Genomic DNA, 18,828 nt, shown 5'->3' with positions numbered 1-18,828 from the left:
TGCAGGAGACACACACGCTTGCGGTGCTTGTCGCCAATGAGCCGGGCGTCCTCGCACGGGTGATCGGGCTGTTTTCCGGCCGCGGCTACAATATCGACAGCCTGACTGTTGCCGAAGTGGATCATGCCGGTCACACGAGCCGGATCACCATCGTGACCACGGGCACACCGCAGGTGATCGAGCAGATCAAGGCACAGCTTGGCCGGATCGTTCCGGTGCACGAGGTGCATGACCTGACGGTCGAAGGCGGATCGGTCGAGCGGGAGCTGGCGCTGATCAAGGTCGAAGCGTCGGGCGAAAGGCGCGTCGAGTCGCTGCGTCTTGCCGACATCTTCCGCGCGCAGGTTGTCGACAGCACGCTGCAAAGCTTTGTCTTTCAGATCACGGGCACGCCTGAAAAAGTCGACGCGTTCGTTGACCTCATGCGGCCGCTCGGGCTGGTCGAAGTCGCACGCACGGGTGTTGCAGCGCTGTCGCGCGGCGTGTGACGCGTGAGACCTTGGGTCGGGGAGTTGACGCTCCCCGACAGTGTTTGATCACGTCGTTACCCTGAACAGGCCACCTTCGCTGGCGCGTCCAAGTCGAAATACTGCGCCAGCGACACGACTTTCTGCGAGCCATGTGATGTTTTTGCAGGTGCGGAGCTGTTTGCACTTGGACGCGCTCCTGTGCGCAGTTTCTTCGGAAGATCAGGTGAATGCGACGGCATCAACACCTGCGGATTGCGTGCCGTGCGAACGTTTTGCTGAACGATCACATCAAATTGGATGAGATCCCCAGCATCAAGTACCGGCGCGTCATGGACGCTCCCTTCTCCAGGTGTGTAAAAAGCAAGTTCGCCTTGGTCTTCGCACCAGATCACAGCCTTTCGTGCGGCTGCGTCTGCCCACAGCACGACACCGAACATATTCTGCGGTTTCATAGTTAGGTTCCCCATCTTAGAAGCCCAATGTGTTAATTTTCTTGGCGTCAGGACATCCCGCAGTCTGCGTCGGGAGGTGAAATTTTTGTGTCAACGCCAATTGACCCTGACGCGGATTCGCGTCACCATTGATACTGGTTAGCATCACTTCTGGTCGGAGAGCCCCAAAGTGGGTACTCTGGACTCTAAGCCGACCATGATGAGTACGAGTGCGCGATGTTAAAAGGTGATCGAAACTAAAACGTTTGATTTGAAAGCCATTCAACGTGACACGACCAAGTCCCTCCGAACTGCGCAACACACTCGGGGCCAATCTTCGAGCACTGGTGAAATCGACCGACTCTGTCTCAGCACTTTGCCGGGACCTCGGAATCAATCGCACCCAGTTCAATCGGTATCTTTCGGGAGAGAGTTTCCCAAGACCGGACGTCCTGTTTCGAATCTGCCAATATTTCAACGTGGACGCACGTATCATTCTTGAACCCCTGTCTGAAATCGGCTTTGGATCGAAATCTTTACTGAACCATCCGGAAATTAACGATTTTCTGTCCGGTGGCGTCGCACAACTGCAGGAGACGATTTTTCCTGCCGGTTTTTACAGATTTGTTCGTCGCAGTTTTCTGGACGAGACACAATTCGTACAAGGACTTGTGTACGTCTACAGGAAGGACGGGGCAACCTTTCTGCGTGGCTTTGAAGCAAAAGAAGCGATGGCGCAACAGGGCTTGCCCGGTGACCCAAAGAGTCGCGAGTTTCGCGGATTGCTTATGGCACAGGAAGGCGGGATCGCGGGACTGGTCAGCCGCAGAAATGCGCTGACGACATCCTTCAACTTTCTGGCGCAGGTGCCGTCCTTCCAGAACAATTACTGGGTCGGCTACACCGTGCGCACGGTTCGGGAAAGCACTGCGGGATCGCGGATCGCACGGCTTGTCTATGAATACCTGGGACGCGATGGCGCCAAGGTGCGGCGGGCGGCACGGCAGTCCGGTTTTTGTTCCGCCAATGATCTTGTGGCCTATGAACGGACACAATTGCGCGTCGGCGAACCATTCTACTAGGCATCGTATTGGTCCAAGTGCGGCAGCGAGTGTCGTGTTTGGACGCGACCACCGTCGGTCGGGTGCCGACCATGACATCCAATCAACGCATTGGAGGTGGCAATGACGGTTCTTGATCCCCTGTTGTCAGATGTGCAGAGACCGACAGCCCAAGCACGAGGGCTTCCAAATGCGCATTATACCGATCCCGAGAAGTTCACCGAGGAAAGCCATGCGCTTTTCGGCGCGGGTTGGGCCGGGTTGGCCGTGGCGTCAGATGTGCCAGAACCGGGGGACGCTGTCCCAATCACGTTCCTTGGCATCCCGCTATTGCTGATCCGCGGCCGCGACAAGACCGTTCGCGTCTTCCAGAACATCTGCCGACATCGCGGCATGATCCTGGTCGAGGCGCCGCGGAAGATCGAAGGCGCGATCCGCTGTCCCTATCACTCCTGGTGCTACAGCACCCAAGGCCAACTGGTGGCGACGCCCCATGTGGGCGGGCCGGGGTTCAACTCTCATGCCGAGATGGACCGCAACACGCTGGGTCTGATCGACGTGCGCAGCCATGTCTGGAGGGACGTGGTCTGGATCAACCTGTCCGGCACTGCGCCAGCGTTCGATGAGGCCATGGCGGATGTGATCGCGCGCTGGTCAGACTATGAGCAGCCGATCCATCATGGCGGCCCAGACAGCCAATTCACGTTGACAGTGAAGGCAAATTGGAAGCTGGCGGTCGAGAATTACTGCGAAAGCTACCATCTGCCTTGGGTGCATCCGGGATTGAACAGCTATTCCCGGCTGGAAGATCACTACAATATCGAAATGGACGGCCTGACGTCGGGCCAGGGCACGCTGGTCTATCGCCAACTGACGTCAGAGGCAGGCGCGATCTTCCCGGATTTCGACGATCTGGATGCCAAATGGGACGCAGGCGCGGAATACCTGGCGATCTACCCCAATGTTCTTCTGGGTGTCCACCGCGACCACGCCTTTGCGATTGTTCTGCGTCCGAACGGGCCGGCCGAAACGGAAGAGTTCGTGCATCTCTATTACGCCAGCCCGAACACGGATGAGGCTTTGCGCCAGCGGAATGCGGAACAGTGGAAGGTTGTTTTCGAAGAAGACATCTTTGTCGTGGAAGGCATGCAGCGTGGTCGGAGCGCGCCGGGTTTTGACGGCGGGCGGTTTTCACCGGCCATGGACGGGCCGACGCATTGCTTCCACCGATGGGCGGCAAGCCGGATTGCAGAACATCGCTCGGGCAAATGACCGATGCTCTGGATCAGGCCTTGCTGGACGCTCATGCCCGTGGCGACATGGATGCTTTGATCCGCCTGTATCGCCAAGCGGCGGATGCGGCAACGACAGAACAGGCAGCGGGGTTTTACCTCACTCATGCCTATGTCTTTGCGCTCGAAGCCGGAGACACGCGCAGTTCCGATTTGAAGCAGGCGCTGGTGCGAATGGGAAGGGACACCCCTGCCCCGTCCGACCTCTGAGCGGATCAGCCCATCATTCGCTGACCTGCCGGATCGGCGGGTGACGCACCTGATCGTAAAGGTGCCACGTCGCGTGTCCCAGAACCGGCAACGCGATGAACAGCCCGAGAAAACCCGGCAGCAGCGCGACAAATGTCGTCACCGCAATGAACGCGCCCCATCCCAGCATCAGAACCGGCTGGGACATCACATATTGGAACGATGTTATCATGGCGGTCACGAAATCCACCTCTCGGTCCAACAGGAGCGGCAGCGCGATCACTGTGAGGTTGAACAGCAGGATCGCGAACAGAGCACCGACGAGACTTCCCACCGCCAGAATCATCAACCCGTTTGCAGACAGGAAGACATCAGGCGACGTCGAGATATTCGTCATCGTGCTCAGACCAAGGAACAGCGCGAAGATCATGTGGGCCAGAAAGAACCAGAACAGGAACACCATGATGATGATCGCGCAGATCGAAGGCAATTGCCGCCGTGATTGTTGCACGACGACACTCAGGATTTCTGATGGCACCAAAGGATCGCCCTGTTCCAACCGACGGCTGACTTCATAGAAGCCGACTGCGGCAAAGGGGCCGATCAGTGGAAAGCCGATGGCAGCGAGCACCAGCCAGTAGGTTGTCCCGGACCACAGGGTGATCCATGTGATGATCCAGCCTGTCACGACATAGACACCGGAGAAGAACAGCGCGTAGCCCGGTGCCCTGATCAGGTCGTTCCATCCACGACGCAATGCGGTGCGAAAAATCTCAGACGACACTGGCCCCAGTGTCGACACACCAAGTTCAGGGGTCTCCCTCATGCCTTGCTCCCCAGCATGACGTTCGCGCCCTCGCATGAAAGCGATTGCGGCGGGATTTGGCAACACGTTCGTGATGCGCGGCGATGCGTCGACGCATCGCCGATTTTCCGTGACCGGAAAATTCCACCTCTTCGGGAAACCGCTGGCCCTAGTCGGCGCGGGCGTCGGCGCGGGATTTGCCTGATACGTTCATCGCCAGTGTGGCCGCCATGAACGGGTCGAGATCGCCATCCAGCACACCTTTCGTGTCCGAGGTTTCATGCCCGGTGCGGAGATCCTTGACCATCTGGTATGGCTGCAGAACGTAGGACCGGATCTGGTTGCCCCAACCCGCATCGCCCTTGGCCTCATGTGCGGCGTTGATCGCCTCGTTCCGGCGGTCCAGCTCCATCTGGTAGAGGCGGGATTTCAGCGCCTTCATCGCGATATCACGGTTCTGGTGCTGCGACTTTTCCGAACTGGTCACGACGATCCCGGTCGGCATGTGGGTGATCCGCACCGCCGAGTCGGTGGTGTTGACGTGCTGACCACCCGCACCCGAGGACCGATAGGTGTCGATCCGGATGTCGGACGGGTTCACCTCGATCTCGATATTGTCGTCCACAACCGGGTAGACCCAGACCGAACAGAATGACGTGTGGCGTTTTGCGGCGCTGTCGAAGGGCGAAATCCGTACAAGGCGATGCACGCCGGATTCCGACTTGAGCCAGCCATAGGCGTTCGGGCCCGTAATTTTGTAGGCAGCAGATTTGATACCCGCTTCTTCACCCGGAGTTTCCGATTGCAATTCCACCTCGTAGCCATGCTGTTCGGCCCAGCGGACATACATCCGCGCCAGCATGTTGGCCCAGTCGCAGCTCTCCGTGCCACCCGCGCCCGAGTTGATTTCAAGGAAGGTGTCGTTGCCATCCGCTTCGCCATCAAGCAGCGCTTCAAGTTCCTTCTTTGAGGCTTTGTCGGCCAGCGCTTTCAGCGCACCCTCGGCATCGGCGACGACTTCCTTGTCATCCTCCATTTCGCCAAGCTCGATCATTTCGACATTGTCTTTGAGGTCTTGCTTGATCGAGCTGTAGGTCTCGATGGCGTCGACGAGCATCTGCCGCTCGCGCATCAGTTTCTGCGCCGCTTCCGGGTTGTCCCAGAGGTTCGGATCCTCGACACGCGCGTTGAATTCCTCCAGCCGGTGCTGAGCGGTGTCCCAATTCAGTCGTTGCGCCAGCAGCTTGAGGGATTTTTCAATCTGTTCAACGGTGTTCTGGATTTCAGCGCGCATTGGCGATCCTGTATGCTCGGGCCTTGGTCAGACTTGGTGATAGACCAGCCACGCCGCCCCTTCAAGGCAGCGCGACCTGTGCGATTGGCGTGGACAGATCAGTAAAGGCCACCCGAGGAAAGGGTCCCAAACGACGCTTTTGGACCGACGATCGCAGTTCCACCGCTTGACGTGGTGACCTGTTTGGACGGTTGGCCACTGGAGCTGTAGAGTTCAAAGTTTGACCCCATCGCGAAACCACCGTCGAACTGGATACCGAAGATCGGCTCTTCGCCTTCGCGGAAACACTCGGCCACGACGTTGTCACCGCTGGCCGAGTCAGACAGGCGCGCCCCGGTGTTACGGTCGATTTTGATGAACTGGCAGCTTTCCGGCGGCTTGAATGCGCTGCCACCGTATTTGGCCACGGCCTTTTGCATGAAGGCGTTAAACACCGGGCCGCACATCCCGCCACCCGACGCACCGCGTCCAAGGCTGCGCGGCTGGTCGTAGCCAATATAGCAGCCCGCCACGATGTTCGATGTAAAGCCGACGAACCACACATCCTTCGCGTCATTTGTCGTACCAGTCTTGCCTGCTGTCGGAACTGGCAGGTTGACCGTGCTTCGTGCTGTGCCGCGTTCCACCACACCCTCCATCATGGATGTGAGCTGGTAGGCCGTGACCGCGTTCATCACACGCTCACGATCACTCGTCACAGTGGGGCCACGGCCCGGTTGCAGGCTGGCCAATGTACAATCCTGGCAGACGCGCTGATCGTGGCGGTAGACGGTGTTGCCATAGCGATCCTGCACCCGGTCCACCAAGGTGGGTTCCACTCGTTCGCCACCATTGGCGAACATCGCATAGGCCGCGACCATCTTGTAAAGCGTGGTTTCGTCCGCCCCCAATGAGTTGGCGAGAACGCGGCCCATATTGTCATAAACCCCGAATTTCTCGGCATATTGTGCGACAATATCCATGCCGACTTCCTGCGCGAGACGGATCGTCATCAGGTTCCGGGATTGTTCGATCCCGGTGCGCAGAGGTGTGGGGCCATAGAATTTGTTGGACGCGTTCTGCGGGCGCCAGATGCCCTGCGGAGTGTCGATCTCGATCGGGGCATCAACGACGATCGTCGCAGGCGAATAGCCGCTGTCCAACGCCGCGGCGAAAACGAAGGGTTTGAAGCTTGACCCCGGCTGGCGTTGTGCTTGCGTCGCACGATTGAACACCGAATGCTGGTAGCTGAAACCACCCTGCATGGCGATGACACGACCGTTGTTCACGTCCATCGCCATGAACGCGCCCTGCACTTCGGGCACCTGCCGCAACGTCCAGCGAATGAAACTGCCATCGTTGTCCGCTGTCATGCGGCGCACATGCACGACATCGCCGACCTCAAGCAGATCACCAGCAACCTGACCTTTGCGGCCAAGCGATCCGTCATCGTTGCGCTTGCGCGCCCACTGCACATCATTGGCAGGAATCCAGTGACCGTCCTCGTCATCCGGCACGCCTTCGATCCCGATGCGCGCGTCGTTTGTTCCGACCTCGAGCACAACGGCTGGATACCACGGGTTTTCAAGACGGATGTCGCGAGCGATTTCAACAGACGCCAAGGCTTCGCGCCAAGCATCGGTGCTGGTCAACTGATCTGCCGGAATGGTCTTGCCTGTGCCGCGCCAGACGCCTTGTGATCGATCATAGCTTTCAAGCGCGCGTTGCAGCGCATCTTCTGCTTCGACCTGCAACTCGGGATCAAGCGTTGCCCGCACACTGAAACCGCCCGAGAAGAATTCGCCCTCGCCGAAATCTTCGCTCAGCTGACGACGGATTTCATCGGTGAAGTAGTTGCGGGGCGGCAGGGCATCGCGGAACGGGTCATAGTCGCCGTTTTGAACGGAACGGAGCGGCATCGCGACTTCTGAATCGTAAACCTGTTTGGCGATATAACCGTTCTCGAACATCTCTTTCAGCACGAAGTTTCGCCGCGCCAGCAGACGGTCCTTGCGGCGCACCGGGTGGAATTCAGACGGCGCTTTGGGCATCGAGGCCAGCGTTGCAGCCTCGTGGGGGGCAAGTTCCACCAAGGACTTGTTGAAATAGGTCTGCGCCGCGGCAGTGACACCATAGGAGTTCTGACCGAGGAAGATCTCGTTCATGTAAAGTTCAAGGATCTTTTCCTTGCTCAGCGTCTCTTCGATGCGCGATGCGAGGATGATTTCCTTGATCTTGCGTTCCGCCTGACGGTCACCGGACAGCAGGAAGTTCTTCATCACCTGTTGGGTGATGGTCGACGCCCCGCGCACATCACGTCCGCCCGACGCAACCGCATCAAACGCCGCCGCCGCGATGCCGCGCAGGTCATAGCCTTTGTGTTCGTAGAAATTCTTGTCTTCGGCAGAAATGAATGCCTGTTTGACCAGATCGGGGATTTCGTTCGCCGGAGTGAACAGACGGCGCTCCTGCGCGAATTCGTCGATGATCCGGCCTTCGCCCGAATAGATCCGGCTGATCGTCGGCGGGGTGTATTGCGCAAGGCTTTCGTGGCTGGGCAGATCGCGGCTGTACATCCAGAAGATACCACCCACGCCAATTGCCACCATGAACATGCCCATGGTGACAAGGGTGAAGATGGCCCCGAAGAATGACAGGATGAATCTGATCACGGTTTGCCTCTGTTTCAGTTCCGTACCCCTACAAAATTGGGGGCGCTTGGTCAAAACACATTGCCGTTCGAACCGGCAGTCGGTTGCCTATGACGCAGGGTCACGGCGGCTTGGTCAGTTCCGCCTGAGAGGCGCCAGCGCGCGGTCTTCGTCGCGCCATGCGATGATGCCATCCCGGATACCTGCGGCCATCCCCTGCCGCCAGATCGGATCGCTGAGGTTCTTCAGGTCTTCCTCGGTTGACAGAAACCCGACCTCAAGCAACACGGACGGGATGTCCGCCGCCTTGAGCACGGAAAAGCCAGCGCTGCGCAACGGGCGTTTGTGGACCCGTCCCACCGCATTGCGGATGCCCTCCAGCATATGTTTGGCCAAAGCCTCGCTGCGTGGCGCATTGTCCAGACGCGCAAGGCTCATCAGCACATTGGCGACACGGTCGTCGGACTGGCTCAGATCAAGACCCGCCAGCAAGTCATCGCGGTTGTGCCGCTCGGCCAAGGCGGCCGACGCGGCGTCCGAGGCATCTTCCGACAACACGTAAATCGCAGCGCCCCGCGCCTCGCCTTCGGCCAATGCGTCAGCGTGGAGCGAAATGAAAAGGTCCGCCCCGGCATCCCGCGCCAGAGCGACCCGCGCTTCAAGAGACACGAAATAGTCGCCATCCCGGGTGAGAATGACATCAAAGCCCCCGGCCCGGCGCAAGACGTCCTGCAATTCGCGCCCAAAGGTCAGCATGAGGTTGGCCTCGGTGATCCCGTCCCGTTCCGCACCCGGATCAATGCCTCCATGCCCGGGGTCTAGCACGATCCTGACGCGGTTGGGATCGCGCGGTGGCATGGTGTCCACCAAAGCCGGTGCTGGCAAATCCCAGCGCGGATCCCGGGGCGCACCGGCGGTCTGATCAAAATCGGCCTGATCGGTCCTTTGCAGTTTGACGGTGATCGTTGCCCCACCGTCAGAGGCATCGGTGGCAAGTTCGGCAGTTTGGACACTCATGGGCTCTGCAAGGTCGGCAACCAGCCGGGACCAACCGGGACGGTAAGCGCCCATGCGCACCGCCGAAATCCTGTCCGACGCGTTCAGAGTGTTGGGATCAACCTCGCCCCACTGAACTTCGCGGAAATCCATCACCAGCCGGTTCGGATTTGTCATTGTGAACACCCGCCACGGCACACCTTGGCTGATCTCGAGCCGCAGCTCTGTCGCGCCCCATCGATCGCGCACATTGCCCGTCTCGAACCGCGCCAAAGCGCCGAGATCTTGTGACAGCACCGGCCCTGCAAGCACCGCACATAGCACAAAGGCCACAATCCGTTTCAGAACACCGCTCATTCACTCACCATGGCCTCTGACCGGGCCTTTGGTGGAACATTACCGGATTCGCTGTTCTGAGGACAGTGCGGATCCGGTCAGGCGATATGGCCTTTCGCGCGCATGAACCGTTCGAGCCGGTCCAGACCTTCCAGAATATCCGCCGTCGCTCGCGCATAGGAAAAGCGCAGCGTACCGCCGCCGCGCACCGGGTCGAAATCAAGACCCGGGGTCACGGCAACGCCCGCCTCATCCAGAATGGCACGGGCAAAGGCGCGGCCGTCATCGGTCAAATGTGAGATGTCAGCATAGACATAGAACGCCCCATCGGGCGGCGCGATCCGATCAAAGCCAGCATTGGGTAGACCTTCGATCATCAGGCGGCGGTTTTCGCGGTAGACTGCCATATTGGCCTCAAGCTCTTCACCCGCATCCATCGCAGCTAGGGCCGCCACCTGCGCCGCATGCGGCGCACAGATGAACATGTTTTGCGCCAGACGTTCGACCTGCCGCACATTGTCAGGGGGCAAAACAAGCCAGCCCACACGCCAGCCTGTCATGCTGAAATACTTGGAGAACGAGTTGATGACGCAGACATCATCGCTGATCTGCAATGCCGTCACCGCTTTCCGGTCGTATTCGATGCCGTGATAAATCTCGTCCGAGAGGAAGGCCGCGCCCTTGTCCTGCGCCGCGCCGATCAGCGCGCCAAGCGCGTCCTTGTCCAACATCGTACCGGTTGGATTGGCGGGCGAGGCAACCATCATGCCTTGGTAATCCAGCCCGGTCAGGTCGGACGGCTCCAACTGATACCGGGCCTCGGCGCGGGTCTGAACCTCGACCGGGACAAGGTTGAGCGATTTCATGATCTGGCGGTGGGACGGATAGCCCGGTGCCCCAAGCGCGATCCGGTCCCCGGCATCGAAAAGCGCCGAAAAGGCCAGGATGAAACCGCCTGACGATCCGGGGGTCACCACGACACGCGCTGGATCAAGATCGACATCGTACCAGTCGCCATAGAGCTGCGCGATGCGCTGACGCAGCGCGGGTAACCCCAAAGCAACCGTATATCCCAGCGGATTGTCGCTCATCGCTTTGGCCAGCGCATCGCGTGATACCGCAGGCGCCGGAGTGCCCGGTTGCCCCACTTCCATATGGATAATGTGGCGACCGGCCTCTTCGGCTTGCCGCGCGGCTTCCATGACATCCATCACGATAAAGGGATCAACCGCCCCACGGCTTGAGTTCCGCATCATTCTCTCCCTACACTGATGGCGGCAGACCTAGGGGCGAACACAGGGCAAGGTCAATGTATCACGCGACGCTGCAGTTTTTGCGGGTGACAGGGCTGATCCTGTGCCTGACCGCGCTGATCGCCGCAGCCCCGGCGCGCGCCATCACATTGCTGCGCGATGCGGATATCGAATATTCGCTGAAAGAACTGGCGACACCCGTGTTGCGCGCCGCAGGTCTGAGCCCCGGCCAAATCCGAATCCTCGTGATCGACGATGGCACGCTCAACGCCTTTATCGTCGACACGCAGCACATCTTCATCCACTCGGGTCTGTTGACGAAACTGGACAGCGCAGAGCAGCTTCAGGCGGTGATTGCGCACGAGGCCGCGCATATCGCCAACGGCCATATCTCGCGCCGCTTGGGAAACATGCAAACCGCGCGCACGGCCGCCGGTTTGGGCATGGTCCTTGCGGCGGCAGCCGCGGCAGCGGGCAATGGACAGGCCGCGGTTGGTCTTGGGCTCGGTGTGCAATCCTCGGCCATGCGCAATTTTCTGGCCCATACACGGGCCGAAGAATCCTCTGCCGATATCAGTTCGGTCCGTTACCTCTTGCGTGCTGGGATAAATCCCCAAGGGGCCATCGAAGTTCAAAACCTGTTCAGGGGGCAGGATGCGCTGGCTGAAAGCCGACAGGACCCTTACATCCGCACGCATCCCTTGTCCCGCGACCGGCTGCGAGCCCTACAGGGCTTGGTGGCAGGCGCGTCAGCAGAAGCCAAACCCGATCCTGCCGCCGCCTATTGGTTTGCGCGCGCCAAGGGCAAGCTGTCCGCCTTTACCCGTGCACCTGCGTGGACGTTGCGCCGCGCGGATGAAAGCCTGTCGCCGGATATCGCGCAGATGCGCAAGGCTGTGGCCTATCATCGGCAAAGCGATCTGGGCCGGGCCATCAGCAATATCGACGCGGCCATTTCCGCGCGTCCAAACGATCCGTTTCTACGCGAACTGAAGGGCCAGATCCTGCTCGAATCCCGTCGCGCGTCAGATGCGGTGAAGGTCTATTCAGCCGCAGCCCGTCTTGCACCGCGTGAACCGCTGCTCCTCGGAGGCTTGGGCCGCGCACAATTGGCCGCTGGCAATCCGCAGGAGGCGGTCAAAACGCTCGAAGCAGCCCGCGGACGGGATTTCAGCGACACGCGCATCCTGCGCGATCTGGCCACCGCCTATGCCAAGATCGGGCAGAACGCGATGGCATCCCTCGTGACGGCGGAACGGTATGCCGTCCAGGGGCGGTTCAAGGATGCCGCCATTCACGCCACTCGGGCCGAAGGCGCGCTGCCGCGCGGATCAGGCCCATGGCAACGCGCACAGGATGTGCTAAGTGCTGCTCAACGCGCCGCGCGGCGCTGAGCCTGATGACTGGAGACCCTCATGTCGAAAACCCGCCTCGCCACATCTTTCGCCGCCCTGCTTCTGGCAACAGGCGTTCAGGCTGCTGATCTTGATCTCAACAAAATGTCGGATGCCGAACGTGCTGCCTTTGGAGCGCAAGTTCGCGCTTACCTGTTGGAAAACCCGCAAGTGATCATGGAAGCGGTTCAGGTGCTTGAGGAACGTCAGGCTGCGGAACAGGCGCAAGGCGATGTGGCGCTGATCGAAAACAACGCCGATGCAATCTTCAACGACGGCTATTCCTGGGTGGGTGGCAATCCCGAAGGCGACGTGACAATCGTCGAATTCTTCGACTACCGTTGCGGATTCTGCCGCCGTGCGCACCCTGAAGTCACCCAGCTTCTCGAACTGGATGGGAATATCCGCTATATCGCCAAGGAATTTCCGATCCTCGGCGAAAATTCGGTGATCTCGTCCCGCTTCGCGCTGGCCGCCCGCGAAGTGGCAGGTGACGACGCCTATCATGCTGCGAAAGAAGCGCTGATCGTGCTGAACGGTGATCTGGACGACACCGTGCTGCGCCGTTTGGCCGATACACTGGGCCTCGATGCGGACGCGGTGATTTCCGCCATGGACAGCGAAAGTATCACCGAGCAGCTGGCATCGACCCGCGCACTGGCGCAAGCGCTGCAAATCAATGGCACGCCGTCTTTCGTGATGGGCGACCAGTTGATCCGGGGATATGTTCCGCTGGACGCGATGCAACAGATCGTGGCTGAAGCGCGGTAAGCTTACTATTTTTCGAGGTGCAAGCCGCTTCGAAGCGGCTTCCCCCTACTCCGCCGCTTCCTGCGCCCCTGCCGCTTCCAGAGCCGCTGCCTTCTTCTCGACCTCTTGGACGATGTGGTCGATCATCTGATCATTCGACATCTTGTGGCTTTGTTTGCCCGCGAGATAGACCATCCCCGACCCGTTTCCGCCGCCGGTAAATCCGACATCGGTCATCAACGCCTCGCCCGGTCCGTTGACCACGCAGCCGATGATCGACAGGCTCATCGGCGTCTTGATGTGCTCCAGCCGCTTTTCCAGTGCCTCGACCGTCTTGATCACGTCGAACCCCTGCCGCGCACAGCTTGGGCAGGAGATGATGTTCACTCCACGGTGGCGCAGGCCGAGCGATTTCAGGATCTCGTAACCGACCTTCACCTCTTCCACCGGATCGGCCGAGAGAGAGACGCGGATCGTGTCGCCAATGCCCATCCAGAGCAGGTTGCCAAGGCCAATCGCCGATTTGATCGTGCCCGTCGTCAGGCCACCCGCCTCGGTGATGCCTAGGTGAATCGGCGCGTCCGTCGCTTCGGCCAATTGCTGATAGGCCGCTGCCGCCATGAAGACGTCGGACGCCTTGCAGCTGATTTTGAACTCGTGAAAATCATTGTCTTGCAGGATCTTGATATGGTCGAGACCCGACTCGACCATCGCATCCGGACAGGGTTCGCCATATTTCTCAAGCAGATGCTTTTCCAGCGACCCGGCATTGACGCCGATGCGGATCGAGCAATTGTGGTCGCGTGCGGCCTTGATGACTTCCTTCACCCGCGCTTCGGACCCAATATTGCCTGGGTTGATCCGCAGACAGGCCGCGCCCGCCTCAGCGGCCTCAATCCCGCGTTTGTAATGGAAATGGATGTCCGCCACGATCGGCACAGGACTTTCGCGCACGATTTCCTTGAGCGCGCGAGAACTGTCCTCATCCGGAATCGAAATCCGCACGATGTCTGCCCCGGCATCCGCCGCGGCTTGCACTTGCGCGATGGTCGCTGTCACATCCGTTGTCAGCGTGTTGGTCATCGTCTGCACGGTGATCGGGGCATCCCCCCCAACCGGCACATTGCCCACCATGATCTGACGCGATTTACGACGGTAGATATTGCGCCATGGACGAATGTGATTGAGGCTCATGTAGCCCTCCTCCGGCAGAAAGTGTCAACCAAACTGTACAGTTGTTTCGCGCATATAGCTAGGCCCGCTGAACGGGCGCTTCAAGCTTTCACACAGAGGAGATGGCCCTTAGTCGACGCGCTGATCGACAGCGAGTTCTGCGACCACGCGGGCCAGATCGCTGTCCGCTTCGATCGACGCAACCGAGTAGGTCTGGGACAGTTGATCTACAGACAAAGCAAGGTTAGATGTCACCGACCCACGCGCGCCTGCCGGGCCATAGGTCTGACCGTTCATCGCGAAATAGATCGCACCGGATTCACCCACCCGCAAGGTCGGCGGCTCTTCGGTCATCGGCACTTCATAGGTGTCGCCCGCGTTCATGATTGTCTCGTAGATCACGGAGCCATCCGCAGCTCGGACGCGGATCCACGCCGGGCGGACTGCAACAAGGGTCACCCCGGGTGCGCTGTCTTCGAGGATTCTCGGCTGGCCAATCACGGGCTGCGATGTGTCTGTGCCGAGGTCTGCCAGAACACGGTTCAGGTCCGGGTCAGATTTCAAGCTGACCGGCTCAAGCACCGCCGCAAGTGTCGGTCCGTCAAGCGACAAATCAGAGGTGATGGTTCCCGCAGGGCCAACCGGACCAACAGTCTGTCCGTTGACCGAGACATACAACGCGCCGCTTTCACCGACATTCAAAAGCGCATCGGCTTCGGATGCAGGAACGGTCCACGTTTCCCCAGCGGCCATCACGCGTTCGAAGATCACAGAGCGGTCATCGCCGCGCACCCGAACCCATGCCGGACGCGCCGCGATCAGCGTCACACCGGCCTGCGGAAGACCAGCCGCTAGGGTAGACCGCACTGCGGCCGGCTCAAGGTCAACATTCGGCAGCGCCTTTGTTGCGACCTGCGCAAACGCGCCCACACTGTTTGGATCAAGCGTCGAGATCGGTGCATCCCGCGCCACAAGCACCGGAACATCCAATGCCTGGGGCCGGTAGAGCCGATCAAATGACTCGACAGTGGTCGGAGGGGTGAACACACCTGCTGCAACGCCCGCATCGGCTGTTTCAACCGATGGCTCTGTCGACGGGATTGTTGTCTGGAGCGGATCAAGATCGCTCAGCACGACGGGCGTCTGGTCCACAGGCGCCACCTGCACGCGCTGAACCTCTTGCAGGACGGAATAGCCGCCATAGCCCAGTCCGCCGAGAAGAAGCGCCAGCACAAGGGTCGATCCGATCGCGCCGGGCTCGATGCGCGACAAGAGGGAATCGCTGCCCGGAGCGAAAGGCAAGACCGGCTGTGAAAACGGGTCTCGGGGTGCGCCAGAACCAATGACGGGCGATATTTCGGATTTCTTGCGCGAAGATGCGGCGTCGGACATGCCATGCGCCGTCTCGAACCCGCTTTCGGCGCAAAACACCGCATAGGTGTCGTCCGGATCCATCCCAAGGTAGCGAGCATAGGACCGGACATAGCCAGCAATAAAGCCGGGCGTGTCGAACGCGGTCGGGTCACAGTTTTCGATGGCCGCGATATAGCTGGTCTTAATGCGCAACTCGCGCTGCACATCCAACAGGGATTTCCCGAGCGTCGCGCGTTCCCCGCGCATGACATCCCCGAGCCTGAGTTCGAAATCATCGAACCCACGCGGTTTCGCCTCGGTGATATCCTGCGATAGTTTTGGGGATTTTCGCCCAATCATACTCGCTGCCCCTTGCCGTACAAACCGTCTACACGCTGCCTGCTTCGCGCGTACCAGGTGAGTCGAGTCGCGCGTTTTATTACTCTTTAGATAGCACACGACAAGGTTTAATGCACTGATTCCAAGTGCTAGGCGCTGAGTTCGGCGCGATTCAGCGCACAATGCGCCCAAAGCTCATCCATCGCTTGCACCAGCTTATCAATTTCTTTCGGACCGTGTACCGGCGACGGCGTGAAGCGCAGACGCTCGGTTCCGCGCGGGACAGTCGGGTAATTGATCGGCTGAACATAAATGCCGAAACGGTCGAGCATCATGTCGGACATCTGCTTGGTGTGTACCGGATCGCCCACAATCACCGGGATGATGTGACTTCCATGATCGACGATCGGAAGGCCCAAACCCTTGAGGCGCATCTTCAGGATGCGGGCTTGCAACTGGTGCTGGTCGCGCAGGCTTTGGTCTGTCTTCAGATGAGCGACCGACGCCGCTGCACCAGCAGCAACAGCAGGCGGCAAAGACGTGGTGAAGATGAAGCCCGGAGCATAAGACCTTATCGCATCACACATTTTTGCAGATGATGCGATATAGCCTCCCATCACGCCGTAAGCCTTCGCCAAGGTGCCGTTGATGATGTCGATGCGGTCCATAAGACCTTCACGCTCTGCCACGCCAGCGCCGCGCGGGCCGTACATGCCCACCGCGTGAACTTCGTCGATATAGGTCAGCGCACCGAACTCGTCTGCCAAATCACAGATCGCTTCGATGGGGCCGAAATCGCCATCCATGGAATAGATCGACTCGAACGCGATCAGCTTGGGCGCATCGGGATCGTCAGCCGCCAGAAGCTCGCGCAGATGCGCCACATCGTTGTGCCGGAAGATCCGCTTGGACCCGCCATTACGACGGACACCTTCAATCATCGACGCATGGTTGAGCGCATCCGAATAGATGATGAGACCGGGGAACAATTTCGGCAGAGTCGACAACGTTGCGTCATTTGCGATGTATGCGGAGGTGAAGAGAAGCGCGGCTTCCTTCTGATGCAAGTCGGCAAGTTCGGCTTCAAGCCGCTTGTGATAGACGGTCGTTCCCGAAATGTTGCGTGTGCCGCCCGATCCCGCGCCAGTCGCATCAAGCGCCTCGTGCATTGCGGCCAGAACAACCGGGTGTTGGCCCATGCCCAGATAGTCATTGCCACACCAGACAGTGATGTCCTGCTCGGAGCCATCCGGCTTGCGCCAGACCGCGTGCGGGAACTGACCGTTTTGACGCTCGATGTCGATAAACGTCCGGTAGCGGCCTTCCTCGTGCAAACGATTCAGGGCTTCGTCGAGTTTGTCTACGTAGTGCACCGGCGTCTCCTTCAGTCTGCGATCTTCAGAGGCGTTCTCCATCGCCCTGCGTCGCATTCACGTTTTAGAATGGATATAGATCGGATCCCCTCATGACAATGTGCTTAAGGAATGACCAACCGTCGCAGCCTTGATCTGAGTCAAACACCCCGGCTCTGCCCGCGCACTTGGACCTGAAAACTGCATTTTCTTTGCATCATTGATGGGGATGGCACCTTTTTTGCCGCTCTGGACAGCAACAAGCGCAGTGATAGGGTCCGACGAAACATGAAAAGGAGCACGCACATGTCCGTCGATCCCGTCCTTGCCCGCATTGATTCCACCCTCGCGGACAGCCTCGAGCGTCTGAAGGAACTGCTGCGCATCCCGTCTATTTCCACCGACCCGGCCTTTAAGGCCGAGTGCGACCGCGCGGCCGACTGGCTGGTGGCCGATCTGCAATCGATGGGCGTAACTGCCGAAAAACGCCCGACCCCCGGCCATCCCATGGTCGTCGGCCATATCGACGGCCCCGGCCCGCATCTTTTGTTCTACGGGCACTATGACGTACAGCCGGTCGATCCGCTGGACCTGTGGGACAACGATCCCTTCGATCCGCAACTCGAAGACACGCCCAAGGGCAAAGTGCTGCGCGGTCGGGGTACGGCAGATGACAAAGGCCAGTTGATGACCTTTGTAGAGGCCTGTCGCGCCTGGATTGCCGAACATGGCAGCCTGCCCTGCAAGATCACCTTCTTCTTTGAAGGCGAAGAGGAATCGGGGTCTCCGTCGCTTGTGCCTTTCCTCAAAGAAAATGCCGACGAACTGAAAGCGGACATTGCCCTGATCTGTGACACGGGACTGTTCGACAGCCGGGTGCCTGCCATCACGACCATGCTGCGCGGCATGCTTCAGGAAGAGATCACAATCATTGGCCCGACCCGCGACCTGCACTCAGGAATGTATGGCGGCGCTGCGATGAACCCAATTCGCGCGCTGAGTCGCATCATCGCAGCGCTGCATGACGAGAATGGCCGCGTGACGGTTCCAGGGTTCTACGACGGCGTGGCGGACATTCCGGACGACCTGATGCAACAGTGGGAAGCGCTTGGCTTTGATCACAAGGCGTTTCTTGGGGATGTTGGACTTAGCGAACTTTCCGGAGAAGCCGGGCGCAGCGCGCTCGAGATGCTGTGGTCCCGCCCAACATGCGAAGTCAACGGCATTGGCGGTGGCTATCAGGGCGAAGGGTTCAAGACCGTGCTGCCCTCGAAGGCCAGCGCCAAGATCAGTTTCCGTCTGGTCGGCCAACAAGACCCGCATGCCATTCGTGAAAACCTGCGCACGATGGTCACCGATCTGACCCCCAAGGATTGCAAGGTCTCGTTCAAGGCGCACGGTGCCTCACCCGCTTCGGTGATGTCGATTGACAACCCGGCCTTTGAAAAGGCGCGTGTTGCGTTGAGCGATGAATGGCCGGATGAGGCCGCCTTCATCGGTAGCGGCGGATCGATACCGGTCGCCGGATACTTCCAATCGCTTCTGGGCACTGAATCCATGCTGATCGGCTTTGGCAAGGATGATGACCAGATTCACAGCCCAAACGAGAAATACGACATCGAAAGCTTTCATAAGGGCGCGAGAAGCTGGGCCCGTATTTTGGACGCTCTGACCAAGGAATAAGGGCAAATCAGGCCGAGCGACGAGGCG

At 59.5% G+C, this 18,828-nt stretch carries 16 protein-coding genes and 1 pseudogene; 8 read left to right on the top strand and 9 right to left on the bottom strand.

What is annotated here, in order from left to right; translation table 11 throughout:
- A partial coding sequence (gene ilvN, locus JJ869_RS06380) for an acetolactate synthase small subunit (RefSeq protein WP_292265399.1) occupies positions 1-488 on the top strand: 488 nt, incomplete at its 5' end.
- A 56-nt stretch (positions 489-544) separates the two neighbouring features.
- Here ilvN and JJ869_RS06375 read toward each other — a convergent pair.
- A complete protein-coding gene (locus JJ869_RS06375; protein WP_292265397.1) occupies positions 545-922 on the bottom strand; it encodes a hypothetical protein in 378 nt (125 codons plus the stop codon).
- A 266-nt stretch (positions 923-1,188) separates the two neighbouring features.
- On the opposite strand from JJ869_RS06375, the pseudogene JJ869_RS23135 reads away from it, so the two are divergent.
- The 4 genes and pseudogenes from JJ869_RS23135 to JJ869_RS06360 all read left to right on the top strand — a co-directional run.
- Positions 1,189-1,374 (top strand): annotated as a pseudogene (locus JJ869_RS23135) (helix-turn-helix transcriptional regulator); the annotation flags it as partial.
- Between the two features lie 315 nt (positions 1,375-1,689).
- Positions 1,690-1,983 (top strand): hypothetical protein, encoded by a 294-nt coding sequence (locus JJ869_RS23130; RefSeq protein WP_366510412.1) that lies wholly within the window; start codon positions 1,690-1,692, stop codon positions 1,981-1,983.
- A 102-nt stretch (positions 1,984-2,085) separates the two neighbouring features.
- Positions 2,086-3,234 carry an aromatic ring-hydroxylating dioxygenase subunit alpha gene (locus JJ869_RS06365; RefSeq protein ID WP_292265394.1) on the top strand — a complete coding sequence of 383 codons (1,149 nt, stop codon included), beginning with the start codon at positions 2,086-2,088 and terminating at the stop codon, positions 3,232-3,234.
- Positions 3,231-3,464, top strand: coding sequence for a hypothetical protein (locus tag JJ869_RS06360; RefSeq protein ID WP_292265393.1), 234 nt, complete (start codon positions 3,231-3,233; stop codon positions 3,462-3,464). The genes JJ869_RS06365 and JJ869_RS06360 overlap by 4 nt, the downstream gene beginning before the upstream one ends.
- A 13-nt stretch (positions 3,465-3,477) precedes the next feature.
- Here JJ869_RS06360 and JJ869_RS06355 read toward each other — a convergent pair whose 3' ends face one another.
- The 5 genes from JJ869_RS06355 to JJ869_RS06335 all read right to left on the bottom strand — a co-directional run bounded on the left by JJ869_RS06355 (position 3,478) and on the right by JJ869_RS06335 (position 10,757).
- Complete coding sequence (locus JJ869_RS06355; protein ID WP_292265392.1) at positions 3,478-4,269, bottom strand: DUF2189 domain-containing protein; 792 nt, start codon at positions 4,267-4,269, stop codon at positions 3,478-3,480.
- 148 nt (positions 4,270-4,417) lie between these two features.
- The gene (prfB, locus tag JJ869_RS06350; RefSeq protein ID WP_292265391.1) at positions 4,418-5,542 is read right to left on the bottom strand and encodes a peptide chain release factor 2; all 1,125 of its coding nucleotides are present in this window, start codon (positions 5,540-5,542) and stop codon (positions 4,418-4,420) included.
- 98 nt (positions 5,543-5,640) lie between these two features.
- Positions 5,641-8,193, bottom strand: a complete 2,553-nt coding sequence (locus tag JJ869_RS06345; RefSeq protein ID WP_292265390.1) for a PBP1A family penicillin-binding protein — start codon at positions 8,191-8,193, stop codon at positions 5,641-5,643.
- Positions 8,194-8,307: 114 nt separating this feature from the next.
- On the bottom strand, positions 8,308-9,525 hold the full coding sequence (locus tag JJ869_RS06340; protein WP_292265388.1) for an N-acetylmuramoyl-L-alanine amidase: 1,218 nt from the start codon (positions 9,523-9,525) through the stop codon (positions 8,308-8,310).
- Positions 9,526-9,602: 77 nt separating this feature from the next.
- Positions 9,603-10,757 (bottom strand): aminotransferase class I/II-fold pyridoxal phosphate-dependent enzyme, encoded by a 1,155-nt coding sequence (locus JJ869_RS06335; protein WP_292265387.1) that lies wholly within the window; start codon positions 10,755-10,757, stop codon positions 9,603-9,605.
- Between the two features lie 56 nt (positions 10,758-10,813).
- Here JJ869_RS06335 and JJ869_RS06330 point away from each other — a divergent pair, with 56 nt between their 5' ends.
- Both JJ869_RS06330 and JJ869_RS06325 read left to right on the top strand, forming a co-directional pair.
- Positions 10,814-12,151, top strand: coding sequence for a M48 family metalloprotease (locus JJ869_RS06330; protein WP_292265386.1), 1,338 nt, complete (start codon positions 10,814-10,816; stop codon positions 12,149-12,151).
- A 21-nt stretch (positions 12,152-12,172) separates the two neighbouring features.
- Complete coding sequence (locus JJ869_RS06325) at positions 12,173-12,922, top strand: DsbA family protein (protein ID WP_292265385.1); 750 nt, start codon at positions 12,173-12,175, stop codon at positions 12,920-12,922.
- Positions 12,923-12,967: 45 nt separating this feature from the next.
- Here the strand turns inward: JJ869_RS06325 and ispG are convergent, their stop codons facing one another.
- From ispG to hemA, 3 genes are all read right to left on the bottom strand, one after another.
- The gene (gene ispG / locus JJ869_RS06320) at positions 12,968-14,095 is read right to left on the bottom strand and encodes a flavodoxin-dependent (E)-4-hydroxy-3-methylbut-2-enyl-diphosphate synthase (RefSeq protein WP_292265382.1); all 1,128 of its coding nucleotides are present in this window, start codon (positions 14,093-14,095) and stop codon (positions 12,968-12,970) included.
- Positions 14,096-14,203: 108 nt separating this feature from the next.
- Complete coding sequence (locus JJ869_RS06315; RefSeq protein ID WP_292265381.1) at positions 14,204-15,787, bottom strand: helix-turn-helix domain-containing protein; 1,584 nt, start codon at positions 15,785-15,787, stop codon at positions 14,204-14,206.
- A 128-nt stretch (positions 15,788-15,915) separates the two neighbouring features.
- Positions 15,916-17,139 carry a 5-aminolevulinate synthase gene (gene hemA / locus JJ869_RS06310; protein ID WP_292265379.1) on the bottom strand — a complete coding sequence of 408 codons (1,224 nt, stop codon included), beginning with the start codon at positions 17,137-17,139 and terminating at the stop codon, positions 15,916-15,918.
- A 285-nt stretch (positions 17,140-17,424) separates the two neighbouring features.
- Here hemA and JJ869_RS06305 point away from each other — a divergent pair, with 285 nt between their 5' ends.
- The gene (locus JJ869_RS06305; RefSeq protein WP_292265378.1) at positions 17,425-18,801 is read left to right on the top strand and encodes a M20/M25/M40 family metallo-hydrolase; all 1,377 of its coding nucleotides are present in this window, start codon (positions 17,425-17,427) and stop codon (positions 18,799-18,801) included.
- Positions 18,802-18,828 lie beyond the last annotated feature (27 nt).

The sequence above is a fragment of the Marivita sp. genome, from assembly GCF_017643905.1.
Lineage (GTDB): Bacteria > Pseudomonadota > Alphaproteobacteria > Rhodobacterales > Rhodobacteraceae > Marivita.
This window is presented reverse-complemented; position numbering and strand designations above follow the sequence as displayed.

Coding starts and splice junctions, on each gene's coding strand:
- JJ869_RS06305 (WP_292265378.1), top strand. CDS start 17,425: ATGTCCGTCGATCCCGTCCTTGCCCGCATTGATTCCACCCTCGCGGAC.
- JJ869_RS06365 (WP_292265394.1), top strand. CDS start 2,086: ATGACGGTTCTTGATCCCCTGTTGTCAGATGTGCAGAGACCGACAGCC.
- JJ869_RS06330 (WP_292265386.1), top strand. CDS start 10,814: ATGTATCACGCGACGCTGCAGTTTTTGCGGGTGACAGGGCTGATCCTG.
- ispG (WP_292265382.1), bottom strand. CDS start 14,095: ATGAGCCTCAATCACATTCGTCCATGGCGCAATATCTACCGTCGTAAA.
- JJ869_RS06325 (WP_292265385.1), top strand. CDS start 12,173: ATGTCGAAAACCCGCCTCGCCACATCTTTCGCCGCCCTGCTTCTGGCA.
- JJ869_RS23130 (WP_366510412.1), top strand. CDS start 1,690: ATGGCACAGGAAGGCGGGATCGCGGGACTGGTCAGCCGCAGAAATGCG.
- JJ869_RS06340 (WP_292265388.1), bottom strand. CDS start 9,525: ATGAGCGGTGTTCTGAAACGGATTGTGGCCTTTGTGCTATGTGCGGTG.
- JJ869_RS06315 (WP_292265381.1), bottom strand. CDS start 15,787: ATGATTGGGCGAAAATCCCCAAAACTATCGCAGGATATCACCGAGGCG.
- JJ869_RS06355 (WP_292265392.1), bottom strand. CDS start 4,269: ATGAGGGAGACCCCTGAACTTGGTGTGTCGACACTGGGGCCAGTGTCG.
- JJ869_RS06335 (WP_292265387.1), bottom strand. CDS start 10,757: ATGCGGAACTCAAGCCGTGGGGCGGTTGATCCCTTTATCGTGATGGAT.
- prfB (WP_292265391.1), bottom strand. CDS start 5,542: ATGCGCGCTGAAATCCAGAACACCGTTGAACAGATTGAAAAATCCCTC.
- JJ869_RS06375 (WP_292265397.1), bottom strand. CDS start 922: ATGAAACCGCAGAATATGTTCGGTGTCGTGCTGTGGGCAGACGCAGCC.
- JJ869_RS06360 (WP_292265393.1), top strand. CDS start 3,231: ATGACCGATGCTCTGGATCAGGCCTTGCTGGACGCTCATGCCCGTGGC.